Annotated in this window: 18 protein-coding genes and 1 pseudogene; 3 read left to right on the forward strand and 16 right to left on the reverse strand. The window is 47.2% G+C overall.

Translation table 11 applies throughout. The annotated features are described in order from the left end of the window. Positions 1 to 4 precede the first annotated feature (4 nt). The 14 genes and pseudogenes from JCM23214_RS05200 to JCM23214_RS22130 all read right to left on the reverse strand — a co-directional run bounded on the left by JCM23214_RS05200 (position 5) and on the right by JCM23214_RS22130 (position 12,416). Complete coding sequence (locus tag JCM23214_RS05200; protein WP_025897973.1) at positions 5 to 742, reverse strand: heme ABC transporter ATP-binding protein; 738 nt, start codon at positions 740 to 742, stop codon at positions 5 to 7. After that, positions 742 to 1,785, reverse strand: coding sequence for a FecCD family ABC transporter permease (locus tag JCM23214_RS05205; protein ID WP_199899313.1), 1,044 nt, complete (start codon positions 1,783 to 1,785; stop codon positions 742 to 744). The genes JCM23214_RS05200 and JCM23214_RS05205 overlap by 1 nt, the downstream gene beginning before the upstream one ends. Further along, the gene (locus JCM23214_RS05210; RefSeq protein WP_025897975.1) at positions 1,782 to 2,618 is read right to left on the reverse strand and encodes a heme/hemin ABC transporter substrate-binding protein; all 837 of its coding nucleotides are present in this window, start codon (positions 2,616 to 2,618) and stop codon (positions 1,782 to 1,784) included. Before JCM23214_RS05210 ends, JCM23214_RS05205 begins: the two co-directional genes overlap by 4 nt. Beyond that, positions 2,615 to 3,043, reverse strand: coding sequence for an ExbD/TolR family protein (locus JCM23214_RS05215; RefSeq protein WP_025897976.1), 429 nt, complete (start codon positions 3,041 to 3,043; stop codon positions 2,615 to 2,617). The genes JCM23214_RS05210 and JCM23214_RS05215 overlap by 4 nt, the downstream gene beginning before the upstream one ends. Beyond that, a complete protein-coding gene (locus JCM23214_RS05220; protein WP_025897978.1) occupies positions 3,040 to 3,645 on the reverse strand; it encodes a MotA/TolQ/ExbB proton channel family protein in 606 nt (201 codons plus the stop codon). Before JCM23214_RS05220 ends, JCM23214_RS05215 begins: the two co-directional genes overlap by 4 nt. Beyond that, complete coding sequence (locus JCM23214_RS05225) at positions 3,635 to 4,705, reverse strand: hemin-degrading factor (protein ID WP_025897980.1); 1,071 nt, start codon at positions 4,703 to 4,705, stop codon at positions 3,635 to 3,637. Before JCM23214_RS05225 ends, JCM23214_RS05220 begins: the two co-directional genes overlap by 11 nt. A 15-nt stretch (positions 4,706 to 4,720) precedes the next feature. Beyond that, on the reverse strand, positions 4,721 to 5,644 hold the full coding sequence (locus JCM23214_RS22125; protein WP_025897981.1) for an energy transducer TonB: 924 nt from the start codon (positions 5,642 to 5,644) through the stop codon (positions 4,721 to 4,723). Beyond that, the gene (locus JCM23214_RS05235) at positions 5,638 to 7,446 is read right to left on the reverse strand and encodes a TonB-dependent hemoglobin/transferrin/lactoferrin family receptor (RefSeq protein WP_148301772.1); all 1,809 of its coding nucleotides are present in this window, start codon (positions 7,444 to 7,446) and stop codon (positions 5,638 to 5,640) included. The genes JCM23214_RS22125 and JCM23214_RS05235 overlap by 7 nt, the downstream gene beginning before the upstream one ends. A gap of 2 nt (positions 7,447 to 7,448) precedes the next feature. After that, positions 7,449 to 7,667 (reverse strand): hypothetical protein, encoded by a 219-nt coding sequence (locus JCM23214_RS05240; protein ID WP_025897984.1) that lies wholly within the window; start codon positions 7,665 to 7,667, stop codon positions 7,449 to 7,451. Between the two features lie 84 nt (positions 7,668 to 7,751). Continuing rightward, a complete protein-coding gene (gene hemP, locus JCM23214_RS26490) occupies positions 7,752 to 7,925 on the reverse strand; it encodes a hemin uptake protein HemP (RefSeq protein WP_084264581.1) in 174 nt (57 codons plus the stop codon). Positions 7,926 to 8,016: 91 nt separating this feature from the next. Next, positions 8,017 to 8,622 (reverse strand): cryptochrome/photolyase family protein, encoded by a 606-nt coding sequence (locus JCM23214_RS23970; RefSeq protein WP_199899314.1) that lies wholly within the window; start codon positions 8,620 to 8,622, stop codon positions 8,017 to 8,019. After that, positions 8,619 to 9,440 (reverse strand): deoxyribodipyrimidine photo-lyase, encoded by an 822-nt coding sequence (locus JCM23214_RS23975; protein ID WP_199899315.1) that lies wholly within the window; start codon positions 9,438 to 9,440, stop codon positions 8,619 to 8,621. Before JCM23214_RS23975 ends, JCM23214_RS23970 begins: the two co-directional genes overlap by 4 nt. 125 nt (positions 9,441 to 9,565) lie before the next feature. Next, positions 9,566 to 10,443, reverse strand: a pseudogene (gene yghU / locus JCM23214_RS19190) (glutathione-dependent disulfide-bond oxidoreductase). Positions 10,444 to 10,565: 122 nt separating this feature from the next. After that, positions 10,566 to 12,416, reverse strand: coding sequence for a class I SAM-dependent methyltransferase (locus tag JCM23214_RS22130; protein ID WP_025897985.1), 1,851 nt, complete (start codon positions 12,414 to 12,416; stop codon positions 10,566 to 10,568). 248 nt (positions 12,417 to 12,664) lie between these two features. Between JCM23214_RS22130 and JCM23214_RS05260 the strand changes: the two genes are divergently transcribed. Both JCM23214_RS05260 and JCM23214_RS05265 read left to right on the forward strand, forming a co-directional pair. Next, the gene (locus tag JCM23214_RS05260) at positions 12,665 to 13,678 is read left to right on the forward strand and encodes a TAXI family TRAP transporter solute-binding subunit (protein WP_199899317.1); all 1,014 of its coding nucleotides are present in this window, start codon (positions 12,665 to 12,667) and stop codon (positions 13,676 to 13,678) included. Positions 13,679 to 13,748: 70 nt separating this feature from the next. Next, on the forward strand, positions 13,749 to 15,785 hold the full coding sequence (locus tag JCM23214_RS05265; RefSeq protein ID WP_025897987.1) for a TRAP transporter permease: 2,037 nt from the start codon (positions 13,749 to 13,751) through the stop codon (positions 15,783 to 15,785). A gap of 40 nt (positions 15,786 to 15,825) precedes the next feature. On the opposite strand, the gene JCM23214_RS25860 is transcribed toward JCM23214_RS05265, so the two are convergent. Both JCM23214_RS25860 and JCM23214_RS25865 read right to left on the reverse strand, forming a co-directional pair. Next, positions 15,826 to 16,152 carry a DUF2189 domain-containing protein gene (locus JCM23214_RS25860; protein ID WP_025897988.1) on the reverse strand — a complete coding sequence of 109 codons (327 nt, stop codon included), beginning with the start codon at positions 16,150 to 16,152 and terminating at the stop codon, positions 15,826 to 15,828. Between the two features lie 20 nt (positions 16,153 to 16,172). Beyond that, on the reverse strand, positions 16,173 to 16,682 hold the full coding sequence (locus tag JCM23214_RS25865; protein WP_025897990.1) for a DUF2189 domain-containing protein: 510 nt from the start codon (positions 16,680 to 16,682) through the stop codon (positions 16,173 to 16,175). 73 nt (positions 16,683 to 16,755) lie between these two features. On the opposite strand from JCM23214_RS25865, the gene JCM23214_RS05280 reads away from it, so the two are divergent. Next, a complete protein-coding gene (locus tag JCM23214_RS05280; protein WP_267879380.1) occupies positions 16,756 to 17,718 on the forward strand; it encodes a bile acid:sodium symporter family protein in 963 nt (320 codons plus the stop codon). Positions 17,719 to 17,796: the final 78 nt, after the last annotated feature.

Below are 17,796 nucleotides of genomic sequence, written 5' to 3' on the forward strand. Positions count from 1 at the left end.
ATGATCAAAGTTTAATCCGTTCGGGTTCGACATCATACAAATTGCTGATGATGTGAGGAGACATAATTTCGCTCGCCAATCCTTCATTAAAAACAGAGCCATTTTGAAGCAGCAGAACACGATCGCAGACCTGACGGGCCAGTTGTAGATCATGAAGAACAACTATGATTGTGTAGTTCTTTTTTATGGTCAAGGCGCGGCAAATATCGAAAAGCATAAACTGGTGTTTTAGGTCCAGCGCTGATGTTGGCTCATCCAGCAGCAAAAGAGCGTTGTCACTCTCCCAAATTTGAGCCAGCACTCTTGCAAGATGGACACGCTGTTGTTCCCCACCGGATAGCGAAGAAATCTGTCGGTCCCTTAATAAATGGGTTTGAGTAAGCTTTAGCGCCGCATCGACGATTTTCTGATCATGTGTTGAATGAAAACTGTCAGGACCATTTCTGCCCATTGAAGCTATTTCGTGGACTTTGAAGGGGAAGTTGAACGTAATTTGCTGGGTAAGGACAGCACGCAATTTTGCGAGTTCTTTTAGTGAATAGTCTTTCAAACGCAGATGATTGAAATAGATGTCACCGGAGGTTGGGGCTTGGAAGCCTGCCAGGCATTTTAACAAAGTTGATTTTCCTGCACCATTGGGACCAAGAATTCCGAGTATTTCTCCAGCTTCTGCCTTAACCGTAATGTTTTGTAAAATTTCGGTTTTGCCGGATTTGAACGAAAGGTTTTGAGCGGAAATCATTACACTTGCCCTTTGCTGTGACGTATCAATAACCAGATAAAAAATGGCCCGCCAACAAGGCTGGTTATAATTCCGACGGGCATTTCAGTCGGAGATAAAGCCGTTCTTGCAATCGTATCTGCCAGTAATAGCAGGGCGCCACCAAATAACGCCGATGCTGGCATTAGGAGGCGGTTATCTGCACCCAGCATAAGGCGGATCAAGTGAGGTACGACCAAGCCTACAAAACCAATAATGCCGCTTACCGATACTGCGGCCCCTACACATAGTGCCGCGCAAATTACGACAATACGTTTAAGCCTATTCACATCAATGCCGGTATAGGTCGCGTTTTCTTCGCCCAGCAATAAAACATTCAACTCCTTCGCTTTACTGGAAAGCAAAAAGACGCAGGGTAGAACCAGTGTGGCTGTTACCAGAACTGGTGTCCACAAAGCTCCCCCCAGACTTCCCATGGTCCAAAAAGAGATTTCTCTTAATTGTTGATCCGTTGATAAGAAGCTCATCAAGCCGGTCCCCGCAAAGGTGAGGGCGTTAATCGCTATCCCGGCCAGCAGCATATGAGTTACCGAAAACACACCTGAAATTCGCGCAAGCCGTAAAATAATCAGTGATGTTACGATGCCTCCTGCAAAAGCGGCAAAGCTCATTGTATAGAGCCCCATGAAACTGATCAGTTGCCCCGCAAAAACAATAACTGTCGCAACACATACTGCTGCTCCTCCCGTAATCCCGATAAGTGTCGGATCGGCAAGCGGGTTTCTAAAAAGGCCTTGCATGGCGGCACCGGACACACCAAGCGCTGCGCCAACTATGATCGCTAATAGAATTCTGGGAAGACGAATATTGAAAAGAACAGATAATTCAAAGTTATCCAGTTTCGCTGATAACAGTTTAACTAGAGGAATTTGTACCGCCCCTTGTGTTGCCGCGACCAGAGAGATCATTATCAGGATAATGGTCAACAGTAAGAGTATGCCTGTATAAGAGATCGTGCGAGGAGAATTATGGCTCAGAGGCGGGCGACGAAGAAGTGAAATCATTTTTGGAATAATTTCCCGTTTAACTCAATCGCTGCATCAGCAGTCCGCGGACCAAAGCCCAATAATAAAAGAGCATCCATCGTAACGATGTTGCGAGCCTTTCCTGCTGGTGTCAGGGCCATTCCTGGCAGCTCTAACAGTTTGTCAGTACCTCCGATTTGCTGCAAAGTTTGTTCTGAAACCAATAGCACGTCTGGGGCAAGGTTGGCGGCCGACTCCGGCGTAAGTGGTTTATAACGAATGAAGTTTTGCGCAACATTTTCACCCCCCGCCAGAGCGATAATGGCATCCGCCGAAGTTTCTCTACCCGCAACCATTGGCGAACTTGCACCATGGTTCATCAAGAACAGAACTCTCGGTGTTTTAGTCTGATTGGATTTGGTCGATGCAAGTTTTTCAAGCTTGTAATCCAGTTGTTTCACCAGTTTGTTTGCGGCATCCGGTACCTTCAAAAGTGTCCCGATTTGCAAAATATTGTCTTTGACATCCGCAATAGTTTTGGCTGCTTTGATTTCATGCAAAGAAACACCGGTGGCTTTTAATTGCTTCAGCACTGTCGGAGGACCTGAATCTTCACTTGCAAGGATCATTGAAGGTTTTAAGGAAAGAATGCCTTCACTGGATAAGGCGCGCATGTATCCCACTTTAGGTAACTGGGCGGCTGCTGCCGGAAAATAGCTTGTCGTATCACTGCCGACCAGTAATTCCCCTTTTTCCAATGCGTATATTGTCTCCGTTACCGATCCGCCAATGGAGATAACACGGTCCTCGGCAACAGCGGGAATGGATAGAAACGATAATGTAGCAACTATCAGGGGAATTAGCTTTTTCATTTGGGGGTATCCGATTTCATCAAAATATTCGCGGTATTTATTCCAAGGGATTGTAGATATGTCAGAACAGGCAAAAGCCGTTCTATTGGAGTGGATTTGTCACCGGCTATGATCAGATTCTGCATCTGATCCTCTTGGCTTCTTATCTTCAGGGTTGACTTCAAGGCATCCAAAGAAGCAAAGGTTTCACCATCCAAAGCATATCCATTGGGCCTTATTTCCAGCACTATCTGATTGTTGGCTGGGCGCGAGACTGTTGCTTCTTTTCCGCCTTCTGGAAGAGTCAGATCCAGTGATCGATAGACTGCTCCCGCCGTCAGAATGAAAAAAACCAGCAAGATAAAGAGTATATCGAGCAAGGTCGTAAGATCTGGCAAGAAACTGACATCGTCGTTGCCCTCAGCCTGCTGGTGCACATTGATCATGAGGCAAGCCTGTCTTCCAGATTGCGGCGAGCGGCGGAGCTTTCATTTATTCTAGTTTGTTCCAGCTCCATTTGAATGGACTGAGAATTCAAGCGAGATGTTAGCGCGTTTGAAAGTAACTGCTTCCATGCTGCAAAAAGGCCAGCACTCACGATTGCAGGTAATGCTACAATTAGCCCCGCGGCTGTTGTCAACAGCGCTTCCCAAAGCCCATCGGCAATGAGGTTGGGAGTGACAGGTCCTTCGGTGACTGCAATTACCTGAAAGGCGGAAATAATCCCCAAAATCGTACCGAGCAAACCTAACAGAGGTGCTATTGCCGCGAGGAGCCTGAGACTGCCTATACCTCGTGAGAATTTTGAGGTTATACGGCTGAGTTCAAGCGATATAATTTCATCACGTAAGTCTTTCGGTGTTTCCCGATGCTGATGCAGGATATGACTGAGCTTTCTGAATTGCTTATGGCTCCCCATTCCGTGAAGTGCGAAGAAGCTGAACCTTTCCAGAATAAGTAACAGAGTAAAAAGAGAGCAGGCCAATAGTGGCCAGCCCATTACACCCAGCTTGTCAAAATCTTCAGGAAGTAACTGCTCAAGCGGCATTCGCTACTCCACCTTCGGGGATCTCTGAAATAATGTCTCGCCACAACTCAAGTTCGCTCTCGCCGGGTTTGCGTTTGCCAAAGAAAGTGGCAATTATTTCACCTTCAGCGTCAAAAACTTCCAGAGCAGTGACAATTCCGTCCTCAGTTGGTTTCCGGGTGACCCAAGAGCTGGCAATTTTACTTTCATCCAGATGAAGGTTGAACATGGGATCCAAGACATTGAACCAGTTGTCAAACTCAACAAGCTTTTTAACGGGCCCGGTATGGATTTGAATGCATCCACGATTTCCGACAAAAACCATGATTTCGCAATTGTAGTCGCGTGCTTTCTCTAATACGGTACGCGCGGCATTTGTGCCGACTTGTTTGGCAAAGTCCTCTCCGATTTTACGAAACCCTTGCTCACGACCAACGCCAAATTTTCGCAGCATTGGGAAAAAATCATGCGTATCTTTGAGGTTTTCCCAAGCGTTTCGAAATCCGTCCCAGTCAATTTCTTCGTCAGGTTTTTCAGCTGCCTTTTCTGCATAGGCTTCAATTTCCATTAACCGGGACTGATCGTCAGATCGAAAATCGTCTACTAGCGAGTCAAAGGCTGATTTTTCTGATTTATTTGTCAGATATATTTTGTGAATAGCAGTTCCTGATTTGTCAAAAAACTGAACGCTGTGGCGTTCGCCTGCTTTGCTTTGCTCGCTAACGGCAAAACAATGGCTCCAGTGTGTCATGAAAAGGCGGAGGTCAATGTCGGGATTTACAAACAGGCCCGTTTTCATCTGCCCATGTGTAAAAAATTTAGGGTTTTCGTAGACACCTTTGCGCTCATGTACGCAGCTTTCATTGCGTGTTAGCGCCATAACCTCACCAAGTTTTTGAATTTCAGTGAGAATTTTTTCAGGCTCATTTCGTAGTCGAATGATCTTTGGGCCAACCCCGCTTGCTAATAGTTCCCCTTCTGATACACCTAATTCAACTGCGGCATTTCGAATACGTAAGTCTGGCTTTTCTGCTTTTAGGTCTGCGTATCTTTGCGCCAGTTCGTTGATTGCGTCGCTCATGTCTTCCTCATTCAATCAATTAATTACAAATCTAACGGGGACTCGAACCCAGCTAGAGACTTTCTGTCCATTTTGTACCAGCGGTTCAAATTCCCACTTCTTCACTGCGGCCAAAGCGGCTTTGTCCAGCAGTCGATACCCCGACGATTGTTCAACCTTTAACTCACCAGGCCTTCCACTGGGCTCCACCAATGCGTTAAGCATTACTGTGCCCTGTTGCCCAAGTTCATAAGCTCTTCGCGGATAGGACGGTGCTACCTGCCGTCGATAATTTGCTTCGTGAACAACTGTTGAAGCGCTATTACCCTTGTTTTTATCCAAGGAATTGGCTTTAAGCGAAGAAGGTGAATTCTCTTGTTGATCTGAATTTGATACCGTTTCAGTCACTGGATTATCTGTTGCTGTTTCTGGTTCAGGTTTATCAGCTATGCGAGTTTCAGCTTTTTGCGTAATGACAGGGGAAGGCTGCGGTAAGCTGGTTTTTTTTCCTAGGCTTCTTGGTTTGGGTACAGGGATCGGATCACGTTTATCCTGTTTGGTAACCTGCGGTATTTGATCTTTGGAATTTGTAAGTGGTTCTGTTTTCTTAACTGTTTCTTTGACAGCTTCAGGAACGGCCAGAACTTCAAGCTGTGCCGTTTCGATTTCTTCAAATTTCGGCAGGTTCCGCGGACTTGTCGCTGACGTCTTTGTGGGTTCAGGGTCGGCAGATATACTGTCACTTTGTGTTGCTGGCGGCGCAGGGGGTGTTCGGGGGCTGCTTTGTGGTGCTGCTAGGGTGCTTAAGGAAATACGAAGCTGTTGGACAACAGGTTTTTCGAATGAAGTCCGGTTGAGCGTAAGATAATTGAACAAAAATAAATGCGCGATGAGCGACAGGGCGATCAGACCGCCCCATCTCACAACTTCGCGAATATCCAAGTCCCGTTCAGCTACCATTTAAGAGTTACCCTTGCACCGAAATTGATGCCTTCTTCTGGTAGGGTCGCGAACCGTTTCGTATAGTATTTGTCGAAGACGTTCTCGATCCCCAAATCCACGGTCAAGTGTTTGAAGTCACCTTCAGTGGGGGCATATCGGTAATAAATGTCATGCACGCCGTACCCTGCAGTACTGTCCTCTCCGGAGCCCACATGATCATTTTCGGTCGCAAAGCGAGACCGCCAGCCAATGGTGGAAGAAATGCTTTCAAACTCGTAACTGAAATCAGTTGTTAAGGTGAGAGGGACATTGTTGGACAAATACTCGCCCGTGTCGTCGTCTTTCGCTTCGACATAGGCCAGTCCTGCTTTGGCCGTAAACTTATTGATTTGATACTCGCCTTCGAGCTCAGCACCCCAGAGAATGGCTTTATCAATATTCAGGTTTTCGGTTGTGCCGCCAAAAATATCAACTTCCTGAGTGATGAAATCTTCTCCGCGGCTATAGTGCCAGGCACCTTTAAATTTTAGCTGGTCATTATTTGCCGCCAGGCCTTCAAATTTGATACCGACACCGAGTTCCAGTGTGGTTACTGTCTCTGGCTTCAAATCCGGATTTGGAACAAAATTATTGTTTGGTATCGGGCCGCCGCCCGGAAAATGCTGCCCGCTCGGGTAAAGCTCCGTCATGTTCGGTGCGCGAAATGCTTGCGCGAGGCTACCAAAAAAGACCAGATCGTCTGTTGGCTTGTAACTCAATGCGAGTTTGGGGGAGATGGCACTTTCATTTTGGCTGTTACCAACGTTGTCTTCGCTGCGATATTGATCAAAGCGGACTGCTGGTATGACAAGGAATGTGCCAACATTTGATGCGAGCTCAATTTCATCCTGAATATACAGGCCCCAGTTCAGAGCTTCGGCATCCGGAACGCCAGGCCTTGTGCCATCGCCAGTGGCGGTGCTGGATCCTTCCTGAACATCCCGGTAGATCTCAAACCCGTATGACAGCGTATGCGAATGGTCATCACTAAGCGCAAAAACGCTTTGATTATCGACCGTTAGGCCCGTCGTGTTCAGTTCCCGCACTTGGACTCGTCCGAGGTTTGCTCCGCTGATATCTTCTTCTTCAGTCTCTGTATCGTTGTAATAGGCGTGAATTTTCAGATTGAGCAGGTCATTATCCGGATTACTAAATTCATACCGGGCGCTGAACTGATGGTCATCAACGACCTTGTTGACTATGGGGTTGGACGAAGATATCCCGCCTGCACCATTGTTGGGCTCCTGCCCATCATTATTCAGCCCCTGATACTGTAATTTGAATGTGTGCCAGTCATTTAACGTATAGCCCAGTTTGAAAAGTCCGGATACGACCTGATCATCAGTTTCCAGATCTTCTCCATCTCCGTCTCGGATATCACCTGATTTACGAAGCGCGAGACTTCCAAGGATATCCAGATTTTCGGTGCGGCCATAGACACTCGCACTTGAAGAGATTTCACCGTTGGCAGAGCGACCACGGAAACCGCCCATCGCGCCAAAATTCTGGCCGGGGCGAAGCAAGTCTGAGGCGTCTTTGGTTTCGAATGCGACAACACCACCAATTCCGCCTCCCCCATAGATGGAGGATGCTGCACCCTTAACAACTTCAACCTGTTTCATCAGGGCGGGATCAAAATAAAACCGTCCATCATGGGCGGATTCGTAATTTTGTCGCCGTCCATCCATCAGCGTAATGATGGCCTCTGCATCAAAGCCTCGAATTGTAACGGTTTGGCCGTTTCTGCGTGGACCATTAATCACATCAACACCCGGTGTCATTTTCAACAAGCCATCGGTGTCATTTGCAAGTGCGTTACCTGCGGCGTCAGCTCGATGGTATTTACCATTGCCGGCACATCAAAGGTGGATTGTTCGCTTCGGGTTGCGTAGACCGTTACAGTATCCAAAGTTTGCTTTGAACTCTGGGCCATTGCAGCGGTGGACAGAACGGTTGTTGTTAAAAGCGCAGCCGTAAAAGGCACGCAAGACAGACTTCGCATGTTAATTCCTGTTGAGTGAATTAAGGCGATTGCTTGCTGCCTGGCGGGCCCAATGATGGGCTGGCTGGGTGGCTTGCTACTAACCTACTTAGTTAAGATTAATTTGCCGTTTCCCGTGAGCTGGAGTTTGTATTCAGACCCATTGTGCAAAATGCATAACTGTCGTGTGCATTCAAACAACTCTTTGCTGTCAATTTGATTATTGACAACAGAGACACTGCGTATGCTCCTGTTTTGATCGACAGTTTGGGTACTCATTCACTCATACTCACAAAATATCAGAAAACAGCCAACGTTTTCGTTTGCTATTAAGAATGATTATCAATTGCGTAAAATTGAGTCAAGTGAATTAGTTGGATTTGGTGGCAGAATATCGATCCAATGCTTTTTGGCGGGAAGTTTTTAAGTCGACCAAGGGTTCAGGATAGGTTTTGCCAATCTCAATGCCTGCGGCTGCCAATATTTCTTTGGGTGCCTCCCAGGGGCGAATGATCCATTTGTTGTCCAGTTTGGCGAGTTCGGGAACCCATTTTCGAATATAAGTGCCATTGGGATCAAACTTGCTTGCTTGCGTGACTGGGTTGAAAATTCTGAAAAAGGGGGCGGCATCAGCGCCTGAGCCCGCTACCCATTGCCAGCTTGCGGAATTATTGGCTTCATCCGCATCAAGCAGGGTGTCGTGAAACCACGCCCTTCCGTCTCGCCAATCGATATTCAGGTTTTTGGTCAAAAAGGATGCGACAATCATTCGTACCCGATTATGCATATAACCGCTCTGCCACAGTTCACGCATCCCTGCGTCCACAATTGGAATGCCAGTCTTGCCTGATTTCCAAGCTTGCAGATGAGCGGAGTTTTTCTTCCATGTAAATTGATCGAAACGGCGCTGGAAATTCTGTGTGGGAAGATCCGGATTGAAATAAAGCAGGTGGTAAGAAAACTCACGCCATATCAATCTTTCAGAAAATGCTCAATCCCCTGATCCGAGCCGGATTTGTCGCTATGTCTTTTTGCTGCATACCACACCTGATGAGGTGAAATTTCTCCAAAATGCAAATGAGGGGAAAGGCATGATGTCGCTTCAAGCTCAGGATAATCGCGCGCCTTTTTGTAGGATATTACCTTGTCTTGCAAAAAATCGTGCAAATTTTCCTGCGCTCCTTTTTCGCCGGGTTTCCAGCCTGTCCCTTTAGCAAGGTCCCAATGTTGCGGTGTAAGGTCAGATGCTTCAAAAGTTTCGAAGTCTTCTATTTTGGCTTTTGTCGCCACAAATTCTGCAGAGGAGGATGATGGATGATTTGGTTCCGCCAGCTTCAGGCATTTTTTATAGAAAGCTGTAAATACCCGATAATCGCTTCCGTCATCCTTTAATACTTTCCAGGGCTCCCACAGTAAAAAAGAGGGTAGTGATTTTACATTCAAACCCGCTTCTTCCAGCACCTGTTTTGTTTTTTTGTCATCGGCGATCTGTTCGGGCTCATACCTTCTGCTCCAGGTGATTTCGTCGCAATCATTCAGTTTCGCAAGCGTCGGTAAAATCTGAGCGGGCTCCCCTTCTACAATGCTTAAAGAGCCATTCAATTGTTCATTCAATGCATGCAGAGACTTCGCGAGCCACCATTTACTCGCGCCCCCCATTTTCTTCCAATCGGGGCCAATTATGTATACGGGAATGACATTGCCGCTGGAGGCCGCGTGCCCAAAGGCGGGATTGCCGGACAGGCGTAAATCCTGACGAAACCAGTGAATAACAGGTGAAGATTTTAAACTCATAACTCAGGTCCGATCTTTCAGTCCGAGTTTTTACGTGAAATGAACTTAGCTGGATCAGATGGCCGGAATATTTTGATAAATTTGGGACGGTGAATTGATAGACTGTTCACCGTCCCCGTAATCACCTAGCTCGAGGCTTGCTCCAGTTTGTCCTGTGTTCTGGTTTCGAAATCGCTTGCATCATGTCGCTCGCGGAGTTGTTCATTGAGTGGCCCAGAAACCCGGTTTACCATTCTACCTCGTTGAACTGCAGGCCGGGCAGCGATCTGTTCAGTCCATCGAACCATGTTTTTGTAGCTCGCGGTATCTAGGAATTCCGCTGCCTCATAGACTTTATTTTGTACCAATGCGCCGTACCATGCCAGATCGCAATATCCGCAATGGTATATTCATCGCCGCACATATATTCGTTATTCGCAAGATGTCGGTCCAACACGTCAAGTTGACGCTTTACCTCCATCGCGAAACGATCAATGGCATATTTGATTTTATGGGGTGCATAGGAGTAAAAGTGACCAAAACCACCGCCAAGATAAGGCGCACTCCCCATTTGCCAGAACAGCCAGGAGAGCATTTCCGGGCGTTTTCCAGAATCGGTGGGAAGGAACGCATTAAATTTTTCTGCCAGATGCAACAGAATGGCACCACTTTCAAAAACACGCACTGGTGTGTCACCGGATCGATCAAGCAGGGCAGGTATTTTTGAGTTTGGATTTACATCTACAAAGCCGCTGCCGAACTGGTCGCCGTCCCCGATTTTAATCAGCCAGGCGTCATATTCAGCGCCGCTATGTCCAGCAGCCAGCAATTCTTCCAGTAAAACGGTAACTTTCACACCATTTGGTGTGGCTAAAGAGTATAGCTGAAGCGGATGCTTCCCAACGGGCAATTCCTTGTCATGGGTCGGGCCAGCGATTGGGCGGTTGATATTGGCAAAGCGCCCACCATTAGATTCTTCCTGTTTCCAAACTTTTGGGGGCGTGTAGGAAGCTGGATCATTCATTCTTTTGTCTCCAAGGGATATATTTGTTGGATTTGCGCTCCTGCGCAAAACTTTGTCACAAGAGCTGTTACAAATTCAACCTTGTTTATAAAAACTATGGCATGGATCACGAAAAACGCTATTCAGCCTTGAACTGGCCGGCACCAAAACTGATACATCCCTCTGAAGAGAAGTGGGTTATGTTCTTCTATCTGTGCCCAATTATCGAGATCGACAGCTTTCGGATCGTTGGGAAAGGCTTTCTTATAATGAGACAAGGGCTCAGGCGATGGAAATTCAAAGCCACAGAAATCTAGCTTCAGACGTGCTAGCATTTCTTTGATTTCTGGCAGGGTGTAGCAAGTTTCTTGTGTGTTGAAGAGGAAATCCCGACATCCAGCTACACTGTAAAAGTCGATATCATTTGTGACGCTTTTTGCAGGATGCGTATCGTCAAGCGTCAGGAGTTTTTGACGAGCTTGACGAATATCGTCAACAGTTATTCTGTCAGGGTCAAGGCCAAGTAATTTGCGAGCTGACGACACATCCTGCCGTGCAATTTTGCTATAAAGAGCAACTTTCATGACACCGCCGGGTTTCAGGAATTGCGTAAGCTGACCCCAAGCTTCTTCGGGTTTCGCCATATGGTGCAGCACACCGCAGCATTCGATCAAATCAAAACAACCAATATCTGAAGGCAGGGCACAAATATCGGCCTGAGCAAACTGCACATTATCAATTGAAAGCTTTTTTGCTTTGAAAATTCCGTAACTCAGTGAAGCACGGCTGAGGTCAATGGCTGTGACAGTACTGTTTTGAATTCGGATAGATGTTCGAAGTGCATGGCGCCCGGTTCCGCAACCGGCCACCAGAATATCGGGAGTGTTGGAAATGGATGAGATGTTGAGGGCAGGAAATAGCCTGTTGATAAGTTTTGGAAGCTCAACAGTATCTGTTGTTCTAAGCCCAAACCATCTGGGATAGGGGCTCTCCTCATATTGATCCTGTACCCGCTTTGACGTTTCATCCTGTACCGGATTTAAGGCTTTTATCTGGTTTTTGATCAGCTGAATTTGAGGATATTCTGATCCAAATTTTTCCAATATTTTCTGGGCATAAGGGAGACTATTCAGTTGTGATCCGCCACCCTCCAGAAGCTCCTTGGCAATCGCTTCGCTCAATGGCTGATACATGGCAGTGTATAGTACCCCCGATAAATCAGTCTGCGATTTCGGGGTATAACCTGTCGTCGGCACAGAGTATTCCCTGAGCTCCATTTGTAGCGCAATGATTGCTTGTGCTTCCAGAACTTCGGCCGTTGCATTCTTACAAGCAGTTTTGCCCAGCAAATCCCGAAGACTAATCAAGGCATGTTCATGAGCAGCCGTAGGCAGAATGAGTCGCGTTAGGATTGTTGCACAAGTAGGCTCAAGCAGCGCCTCGATGATTTGACGTTCTTTTTGCAGAAAATACTGCGGCAAATTTTCGGTGGGAATATTCCCTGTGAAGAAAGTTGCAAGGACTGGATGGCTGGAAAGAAAATCCATCGCAGTAAACAGGGTCCCATCGAAATCAACGGCTGTGCTGTTCAGGCAAATCTGAAGTGCTTCTCGTCCGGGTACTCCCAATTTGGCAGACGAACAATTCGCCAATTGATCGATCAGGAACTGAACACTAGCTGGTGACTGCTGTTGAATTTTTACATATTGAAGAGCGGCACGAATGGCGTCTTTGAACTTTCCGCGCTCCAGCAGTAATCGGCTGTATGCTTGCCAGGCGAGGAAATAATCTGGAGATATCTTTATCGCCGATTTAAATGATTTCTCAGCTGCTGTAAATTTGCGTTCACTTTTGAGGATGAGGGCCAGATTATAGTGTGCGATAGCTGTCTTGGGGTTTGCTTTCAAAACTTTCTGATAGAGCTGCACAGCACCTTTCAAATCCCCAAGCTGCTGCATTCTGGCGGCTTTGCCTAGCTCAACATCTATTTGCACGTTTCTGCCTATTTTTAATTTTCCCTCTATATTGCATACTTAACCGAAACAGGCCGCTATGCAAAGCTTCAAGAGTTGACCAAGAGATTGGGCAAACGATCAGCTCTAAGGTTTGAGGTAAAACAATATGTGTGCAAATAAAGCTTTACTTTTCAGCCTGTTCGTCATTTCATTGGGCAAATAGTAAGACGTAAAAATAACAATTCTAAACCATGACGAACTCTATTGCAGGGGGAAGGATAAGCTCCATGAAGTCATTGATAAATTTAGTGAAATCCGTAGCGGTTGCGGCTGCTGTTGTGGCCGGTGCCACATCACTGGCAAACGCACAGGATATCAAGTTTTTCACAATCGGTACTGGCGGAACAGCCTATACATACTATCCCGTTGGTGGTGTGATCGCAAACGCGATCTCCAAACCACCAGGGTCACGTGAATGTGGGCAAGGTGGTAGCTGCGGTGTTGACGGATTGATTGCATCAGCCGTCTCTTCCCGCGGTTCTGTTGACAATGTAAACGCGATTATTTCTGGCCTGCGTAATTCCGGTTTTGCTCAATCTGACGTAGCCTACTGGGCCTATACCGGCACAGGCACGATGGAAGGCAAAGAGCCAGCCAAGGATTTGCGTACTATTGCGGCTCTGTTTCAGGAGCATATCCACTTGGTCGCATTGGCCGACAGTGGCATCAACTCGGTTGCAGACCTCAAAGGAAAAGTCGTCTCTCTTGATGAGCCAGGTTCAGGTACTTATGTCGACGCAAAGCTGATTTTGGAAGCCAATGGTCTTTCCATCAGTGATGTAACGGCGGAGGCTTTGAAAGGAAACGCGGCTTCTGAGGCTCTTCGTAACGGTAAGATTGATGCTTTCTTTGTTGTCGCTGGTTATCCAACTGGTTCACTTGTAGAACTTGCCTCGGCAGAAAAAATTAAACTTGTTCCGATTTCAGGAGACGGTGCCAAGGCCCTGACAGACAAATATGGCTTCTTTGCTCAAAGTGCGATCCCTGCAGGTACATATGAAGGGGTTGACGCAACAGACACTGTTGCTGTTGGCGCACAATGGTTCACCAGTGCGAAGGAAGATGACGAATTGATCTACAAAATCACGAAAGCTTTGTGGAACAAGGAATCTCGTAAATTGCTGGATGTCGGTCACGCAAAAGGTAAAACCATTACTTTGGAGACTGCGCTCTCCGGCGTGGGTGTTCCATTGCATCCAGGCGCTGAACGTTTCTACAAGGAAGCTGGCCTGATCAAGTAATGTTTCGTGCTAGAGAACCCCGGATGCATCGCATTCGGGGTTCTTTTTGATTTTGTTTGGGGGACGCCTGATGGCTGATAAAGACGCAGCGCCAAAAGAACTCACACCAGAAGAGCTCAGAGAGCTCGAGCGAAAATTTGACCCAGAGACAGCCTATCGGTCATACGGACCGAAAATTGGTATTTTAGTTTCCGCTATTTTGGTCGCAATGTCGGCCTATCACTTTTACGCATCCGGCTTTGGTCTTATTCGTGAGCTTCTCCATCGCGGGATACATCTGTCGTTCGTTTTGGGTCTGGTGTTTTTTTTATATTCTGCTGTACGCACGAAAAATAATGGGAGCCTCCAGACTTCTTGGTTTCGCCCCGGTGGTATCAATCTGGTTGATATTTGTCTCGGTATTCTGGCCGTACTCGCCGCAATTTATTTGCCGTTACTGCCACCAGAAGTGGTTGCTGAACGCGTTGGGAATCCCTCCAGCTCAGATGTGTTCATGGGATCAGCCCTATTATTACTGACGCTTGAAGCTGCGCGGCGCTCTGTTGGACCCACGCTTCCAATTATCGCAATAATTTTTATCTTATTTGCTCTTTATGGCCCTTACGCACCAGGTGCGCTCAAACATGGTGGGACAAGCTGGTTGGGCCTTATAAATCATATCTATATGACTAATCAGGGCATATACGGCATCGCAATCGGTGTGATGGCCCAGTATGTGTTTCTGTTCATTCTGTTTGGCGTGCTCGCGACGCGGATCGGACTGGGGCAATTGTTCATTGATCTGGCAATGGTAATTGCAGGACGATTTTCCGGTGGACCGGCCAAAGTGGCTATTTTTGCCTCCGCATTCATGGGGAGCATATCCGGATCATCTATCGCAAACACAGTGACCACCGGTGCGCTCACCATACCCGCGATGAAACGGGTGGGCTATCCCTCCCGCTTTGCAGCAGCGGTTGAGGCAACGGCATCAACTGGGGGCCAAATTACACCACCGATTATGGGGGCCGCAGCTTTCATAATGGTGGAATATCTTGAAATTCCGCTTCGCGATATTCTGGCGGCCGCCCTTTTTCCAGCTTTAATGCACTATTTCGGCATTTTCATTATGGTGCATCTGGAAGCCAAAAAACTGGGGTTGCGCGGGTTGTCATCAGAAGAACTTCCCAAGCTTTTTCGGGTCTTGAAAGAACACTGGCTGTCAATAACGCCGTTGATCATCCTTGTGTACTTCATTCTTGCTGGCCGGACACCGGATTTTGCCGCGGTTTACGGAATTATTGCCTGTGTTGTTGTCGGGTTTTTAAAACCCAACAACCGTCTCACATTTGTCGATCTTTGGAATGGTCTTTCTATTGGCGCTAAAAATACAATCGCTGTCGGCGCTGCGGCGGCATGCGTTGGCATTATTGTAGGCGTGGTTACATTAACCGGCGTGGGCTTCCGTCTGGGGTATGTTGTCGTTCAAACAGCGACAGATATCGCTGCTGTTTTCGGATCACTATGGCCGTTCAGTTTCTTCGAAGTAACCCAGTGGGCGCTCTTCTTCTCATTAATCCTGATTGCGATTGCCTGTATTTTCATGGGTGCAGGTATCCCCACGACCGCGACTTATATCATTCTGGTTGCCGTGGCCGGACCTGCGCTGGCGCAGCTACAAGTGCAGCCTTTGGTCGCGCACTTCTTTGTCTTTTACTATGGTGTCCTTGCCGATATTACCCCTCCTGTAGCACTCGCCGCTTACGCGGCGTCAGGCATTGCAGGATCCAATCCATTTGCAACAGGCAATACTGCGTTTCGCCTTGGAATTGCCAAAGCCATGGTTCCGTTTGTCTTTGTCTATTCACCGGCTCTGTTGTTAGTGGCGGACGGTTTCACATGGTATGACTTTATCGTCACTCTGAGTGGCACTATGGCAGGCATCAGTTTACTCGGGGTATCTTTCTCTGGTTATTTGATGGCCCCGCTTTCCACGCTGGAACGTTGGTGGATTGGGTTGGTTTCACTCCTATTCATTGCGCCGGGACTGACAACAATGACTATCGGCATATTGCTGGTCGCGCCTGTCGCAATCCTGCAAATCGTGCGGGCTCGGCAAAAATTATAAACTGGAAATAGTGGCGGCAGGAAATAACGTCTGCCGCCTCTTAATCATCTGCGTGATTTTCATTACTTGAAGTAATGACCTGTCGGTAGCCATGCCATGTGGCGTGGCCAATTAGCGGCAATGTAAAGATGAGGCCTATCCCGGCGGTCAACAAACCAATCCCGGTGAAAATCACAATAATTGACGCCCAAAGGATCATGGCGTTTTTGTTTCTAACGACTGCATAAGCGCTGGTTATGAGTGAAGGCAGCAGAACTGAGCCTTTGTCGACCATCATTGGCATTGAAAAAGCCCCAACAAGGAATACGCCAGTCGCGAAGACGGCACCAATCAATACCATAGCTATTGCGAAATGCAGACCCTCCATACTCAGGGCTCTGAGCAGAATTATTTCCCAATCGGCATAATCCCGGGGAAATTCAACGCAAACACGGTGAATGAAATTCTGATCCAGACTTGAAACAAAAAGGCCAGTGCGACGCCAAAGCCAAATATGCCGAGTTTGTTGTGCCGCGCTGCGCTCAATGCGTTTATCAAGCTGCTCTTTCTACCTACAGCGCTATTACGGCTGATTTCATAAAATCCAATTCCGACGGCCGGACCAACAAGTAAAAAGCCGGTGAGCGCGGGTAAAATCAGATAGGGCCAGTCTAAAAAATAAAATCCGAATGAAATTAGAAAGCCCGTCAGAACGAATATGGCTGCATAAGGGATGCTGACAGCAAGATTGTCTTTTAGATCAATCCATCCGGCCCGTAACCAGTTCCAGACATCATCAGTGCCAACTTGCTGGACCAACGCCATTTCTCTGACGAGGAACAATTTATGGGAAGCAGCACTGGACGCTGACGCATTCTGATGTGATTCCAGGGGGTTATTTTCTTGTGCTGCGTTCATACCAGCCTCCTCACTCGGGAATTCATTAATTAACGTATGAGGGTTTGATTAATTAGTAAAGTCAGCAAGTTGGTTGCCAACCCGGTGTTTTCAATTTATCGTTGCTTTGATTGTGTGCTTTGCATCATGCGCGGGGGAATTAATGCAAGAGACCAATATCATTACGCAACTTTTCCTTCCATTGTCTCTCGCCTTCATCATGTTTTCTGTCGGCCTTGAGCTCACGATTGCTGATTTTAAGCGAGTAGTTGTGCAGCCTCGCGACTTTTTGATCGGTGCAATCAGTCAAATTATTCTGCTGCCAACTGTGGCATTCATGTTGTTGAGCTTTTGGCAGATCGATCCGGCGCTTGCAGTGGGGGTGATGATAATTGCGGCCTGCCCGGGTGGGATTACTTCAAATCTGATGACATATCTTGCAAGGGGTGATACGGCTCTGTCGGTGTCACTAACAGCGGTAATAAGCTTGTTAGCGGTTATCACGCTTCCCCTGATCGTAAGTTTCTCCATAACTCATTTTATGGACGCGCAAAACGCACCTGTTCTTTCCATTGGCAATACAATAATTGGGGTGTTTGTAATCACCACAGTACCAGTTGCATTTGGGATGCTGGTCAACCGGTATGCAACCAGTTTTGCGCGGCGGTTCGAAAGAAAAGCACGCATTGTCGCCTCTGTTTTATTTGTTCTCATTGTGGCTGGGGCAATTGCCAGCGAGCGGGAAAATATTGTCGACTATTTCATACAGGCAGGCCCGCTGACGCTGGTGCTGAATGTAGTGATGATGATAGTCGCAGCCTGCCTCGCACGGGTTGCCTCTATGGGGCTTAAACAACGAATTGCCATAACCTTGGAATGTGGCCTTCAAAACGGCACGTTGGCAATATTTGTTGCAGCAACGCTCATTGGTAATACGACCATGACAGTGCCAGGGGGGATTTATAGCTTGATCATGTTCGCAACAGCCTTGATATACCTTTTAATCGTCAAGTCAAAAGCCCAAAAAAGTGAAGATAAGCCCGCGAAGATACGTTAATAAGTTAATAATATTTTTAATATACTATTAACTAATATAGTCTTTGCAATGATACTGAACTGGAAATATGATCACTTG

This window comes from Sneathiella glossodoripedis JCM 23214 (genome assembly GCF_000616095.1).
Taxonomy (GTDB): Bacteria; Pseudomonadota; Alphaproteobacteria; order Sneathiellales; family Sneathiellaceae; genus Sneathiella; species Sneathiella glossodoripedis.

What these genes read in the sequence shown, in the direction of transcription:
- JCM23214_RS05265 (WP_025897987.1), top strand. Translation starts at nt 13,749, where the DNA reads ATGGCTGATAAAGACGCAGCGCCAAAAGAACTCACACCAGAAGAGCTC.
- JCM23214_RS05210 (WP_025897975.1), bottom strand. Translation starts at nt 2,618, where the DNA reads ATGAAAAAGCTAATTCCCCTGATAGTTGCTACATTATCGTTTCTATCC.
- JCM23214_RS05215 (WP_025897976.1), bottom strand. Translation starts at nt 3,043, where the DNA reads ATGATCAATGTGCACCAGCAGGCTGAGGGCAACGACGATGTCAGTTTC.
- hemP (WP_084264581.1), bottom strand. Translation starts at nt 7,925, where the DNA reads ATGAGTACCCAAACTGTCGATCAAAACAGGAGCATACGCAGTGTCTCT.
- JCM23214_RS05200 (WP_025897973.1), bottom strand. Translation starts at nt 742, where the DNA reads ATGATTTCCGCTCAAAACCTTTCGTTCAAATCCGGCAAAACCGAAATT.
- JCM23214_RS23975 (WP_199899315.1), bottom strand. Translation starts at nt 9,440, where the DNA reads ATGAGTTTAAAATCTTCACCTGTTATTCACTGGTTTCGTCAGGATTTA.
- JCM23214_RS05225 (WP_025897980.1), bottom strand. Translation starts at nt 4,705, where the DNA reads ATGAGCGACGCAATCAACGAACTGGCGCAAAGATACGCAGACCTAAAA.
- JCM23214_RS05220 (WP_025897978.1), bottom strand. Translation starts at nt 3,645, where the DNA reads ATGCCGCTTGAGCAGTTACTTCCTGAAGATTTTGACAAGCTGGGTGTA.
- JCM23214_RS05235 (WP_148301772.1), bottom strand. Translation starts at nt 7,446, where the DNA reads ATGACACCGGGTGTTGATGTGATTAATGGTCCACGCAGAAACGGCCAA.
- JCM23214_RS05240 (WP_025897984.1), bottom strand. Translation starts at nt 7,667, where the DNA reads ATGCGAAGTCTGTCTTGCGTGCCTTTTACGGCTGCGCTTTTAACAACA.
- JCM23214_RS25860 (WP_025897988.1), bottom strand. Translation starts at nt 16,152, where the DNA reads ATGGAGGGTCTGCATTTCGCAATAGCTATGGTATTGATTGGTGCCGTC.
- JCM23214_RS22125 (WP_025897981.1), bottom strand. Translation starts at nt 5,644, where the DNA reads ATGGTAGCTGAACGGGACTTGGATATTCGCGAAGTTGTGAGATGGGGC.
- JCM23214_RS05260 (WP_199899317.1), top strand. Translation starts at nt 12,665, where the DNA reads ATGAAGTCATTGATAAATTTAGTGAAATCCGTAGCGGTTGCGGCTGCT.
- JCM23214_RS25865 (WP_025897990.1), bottom strand. Translation starts at nt 16,682, where the DNA reads ATGAACGCAGCACAAGAAAATAACCCCCTGGAATCACATCAGAATGCG.
- JCM23214_RS05205 (WP_199899313.1), bottom strand. Translation starts at nt 1,785, where the DNA reads ATGATTTCACTTCTTCGTCGCCCGCCTCTGAGCCATAATTCTCCTCGC.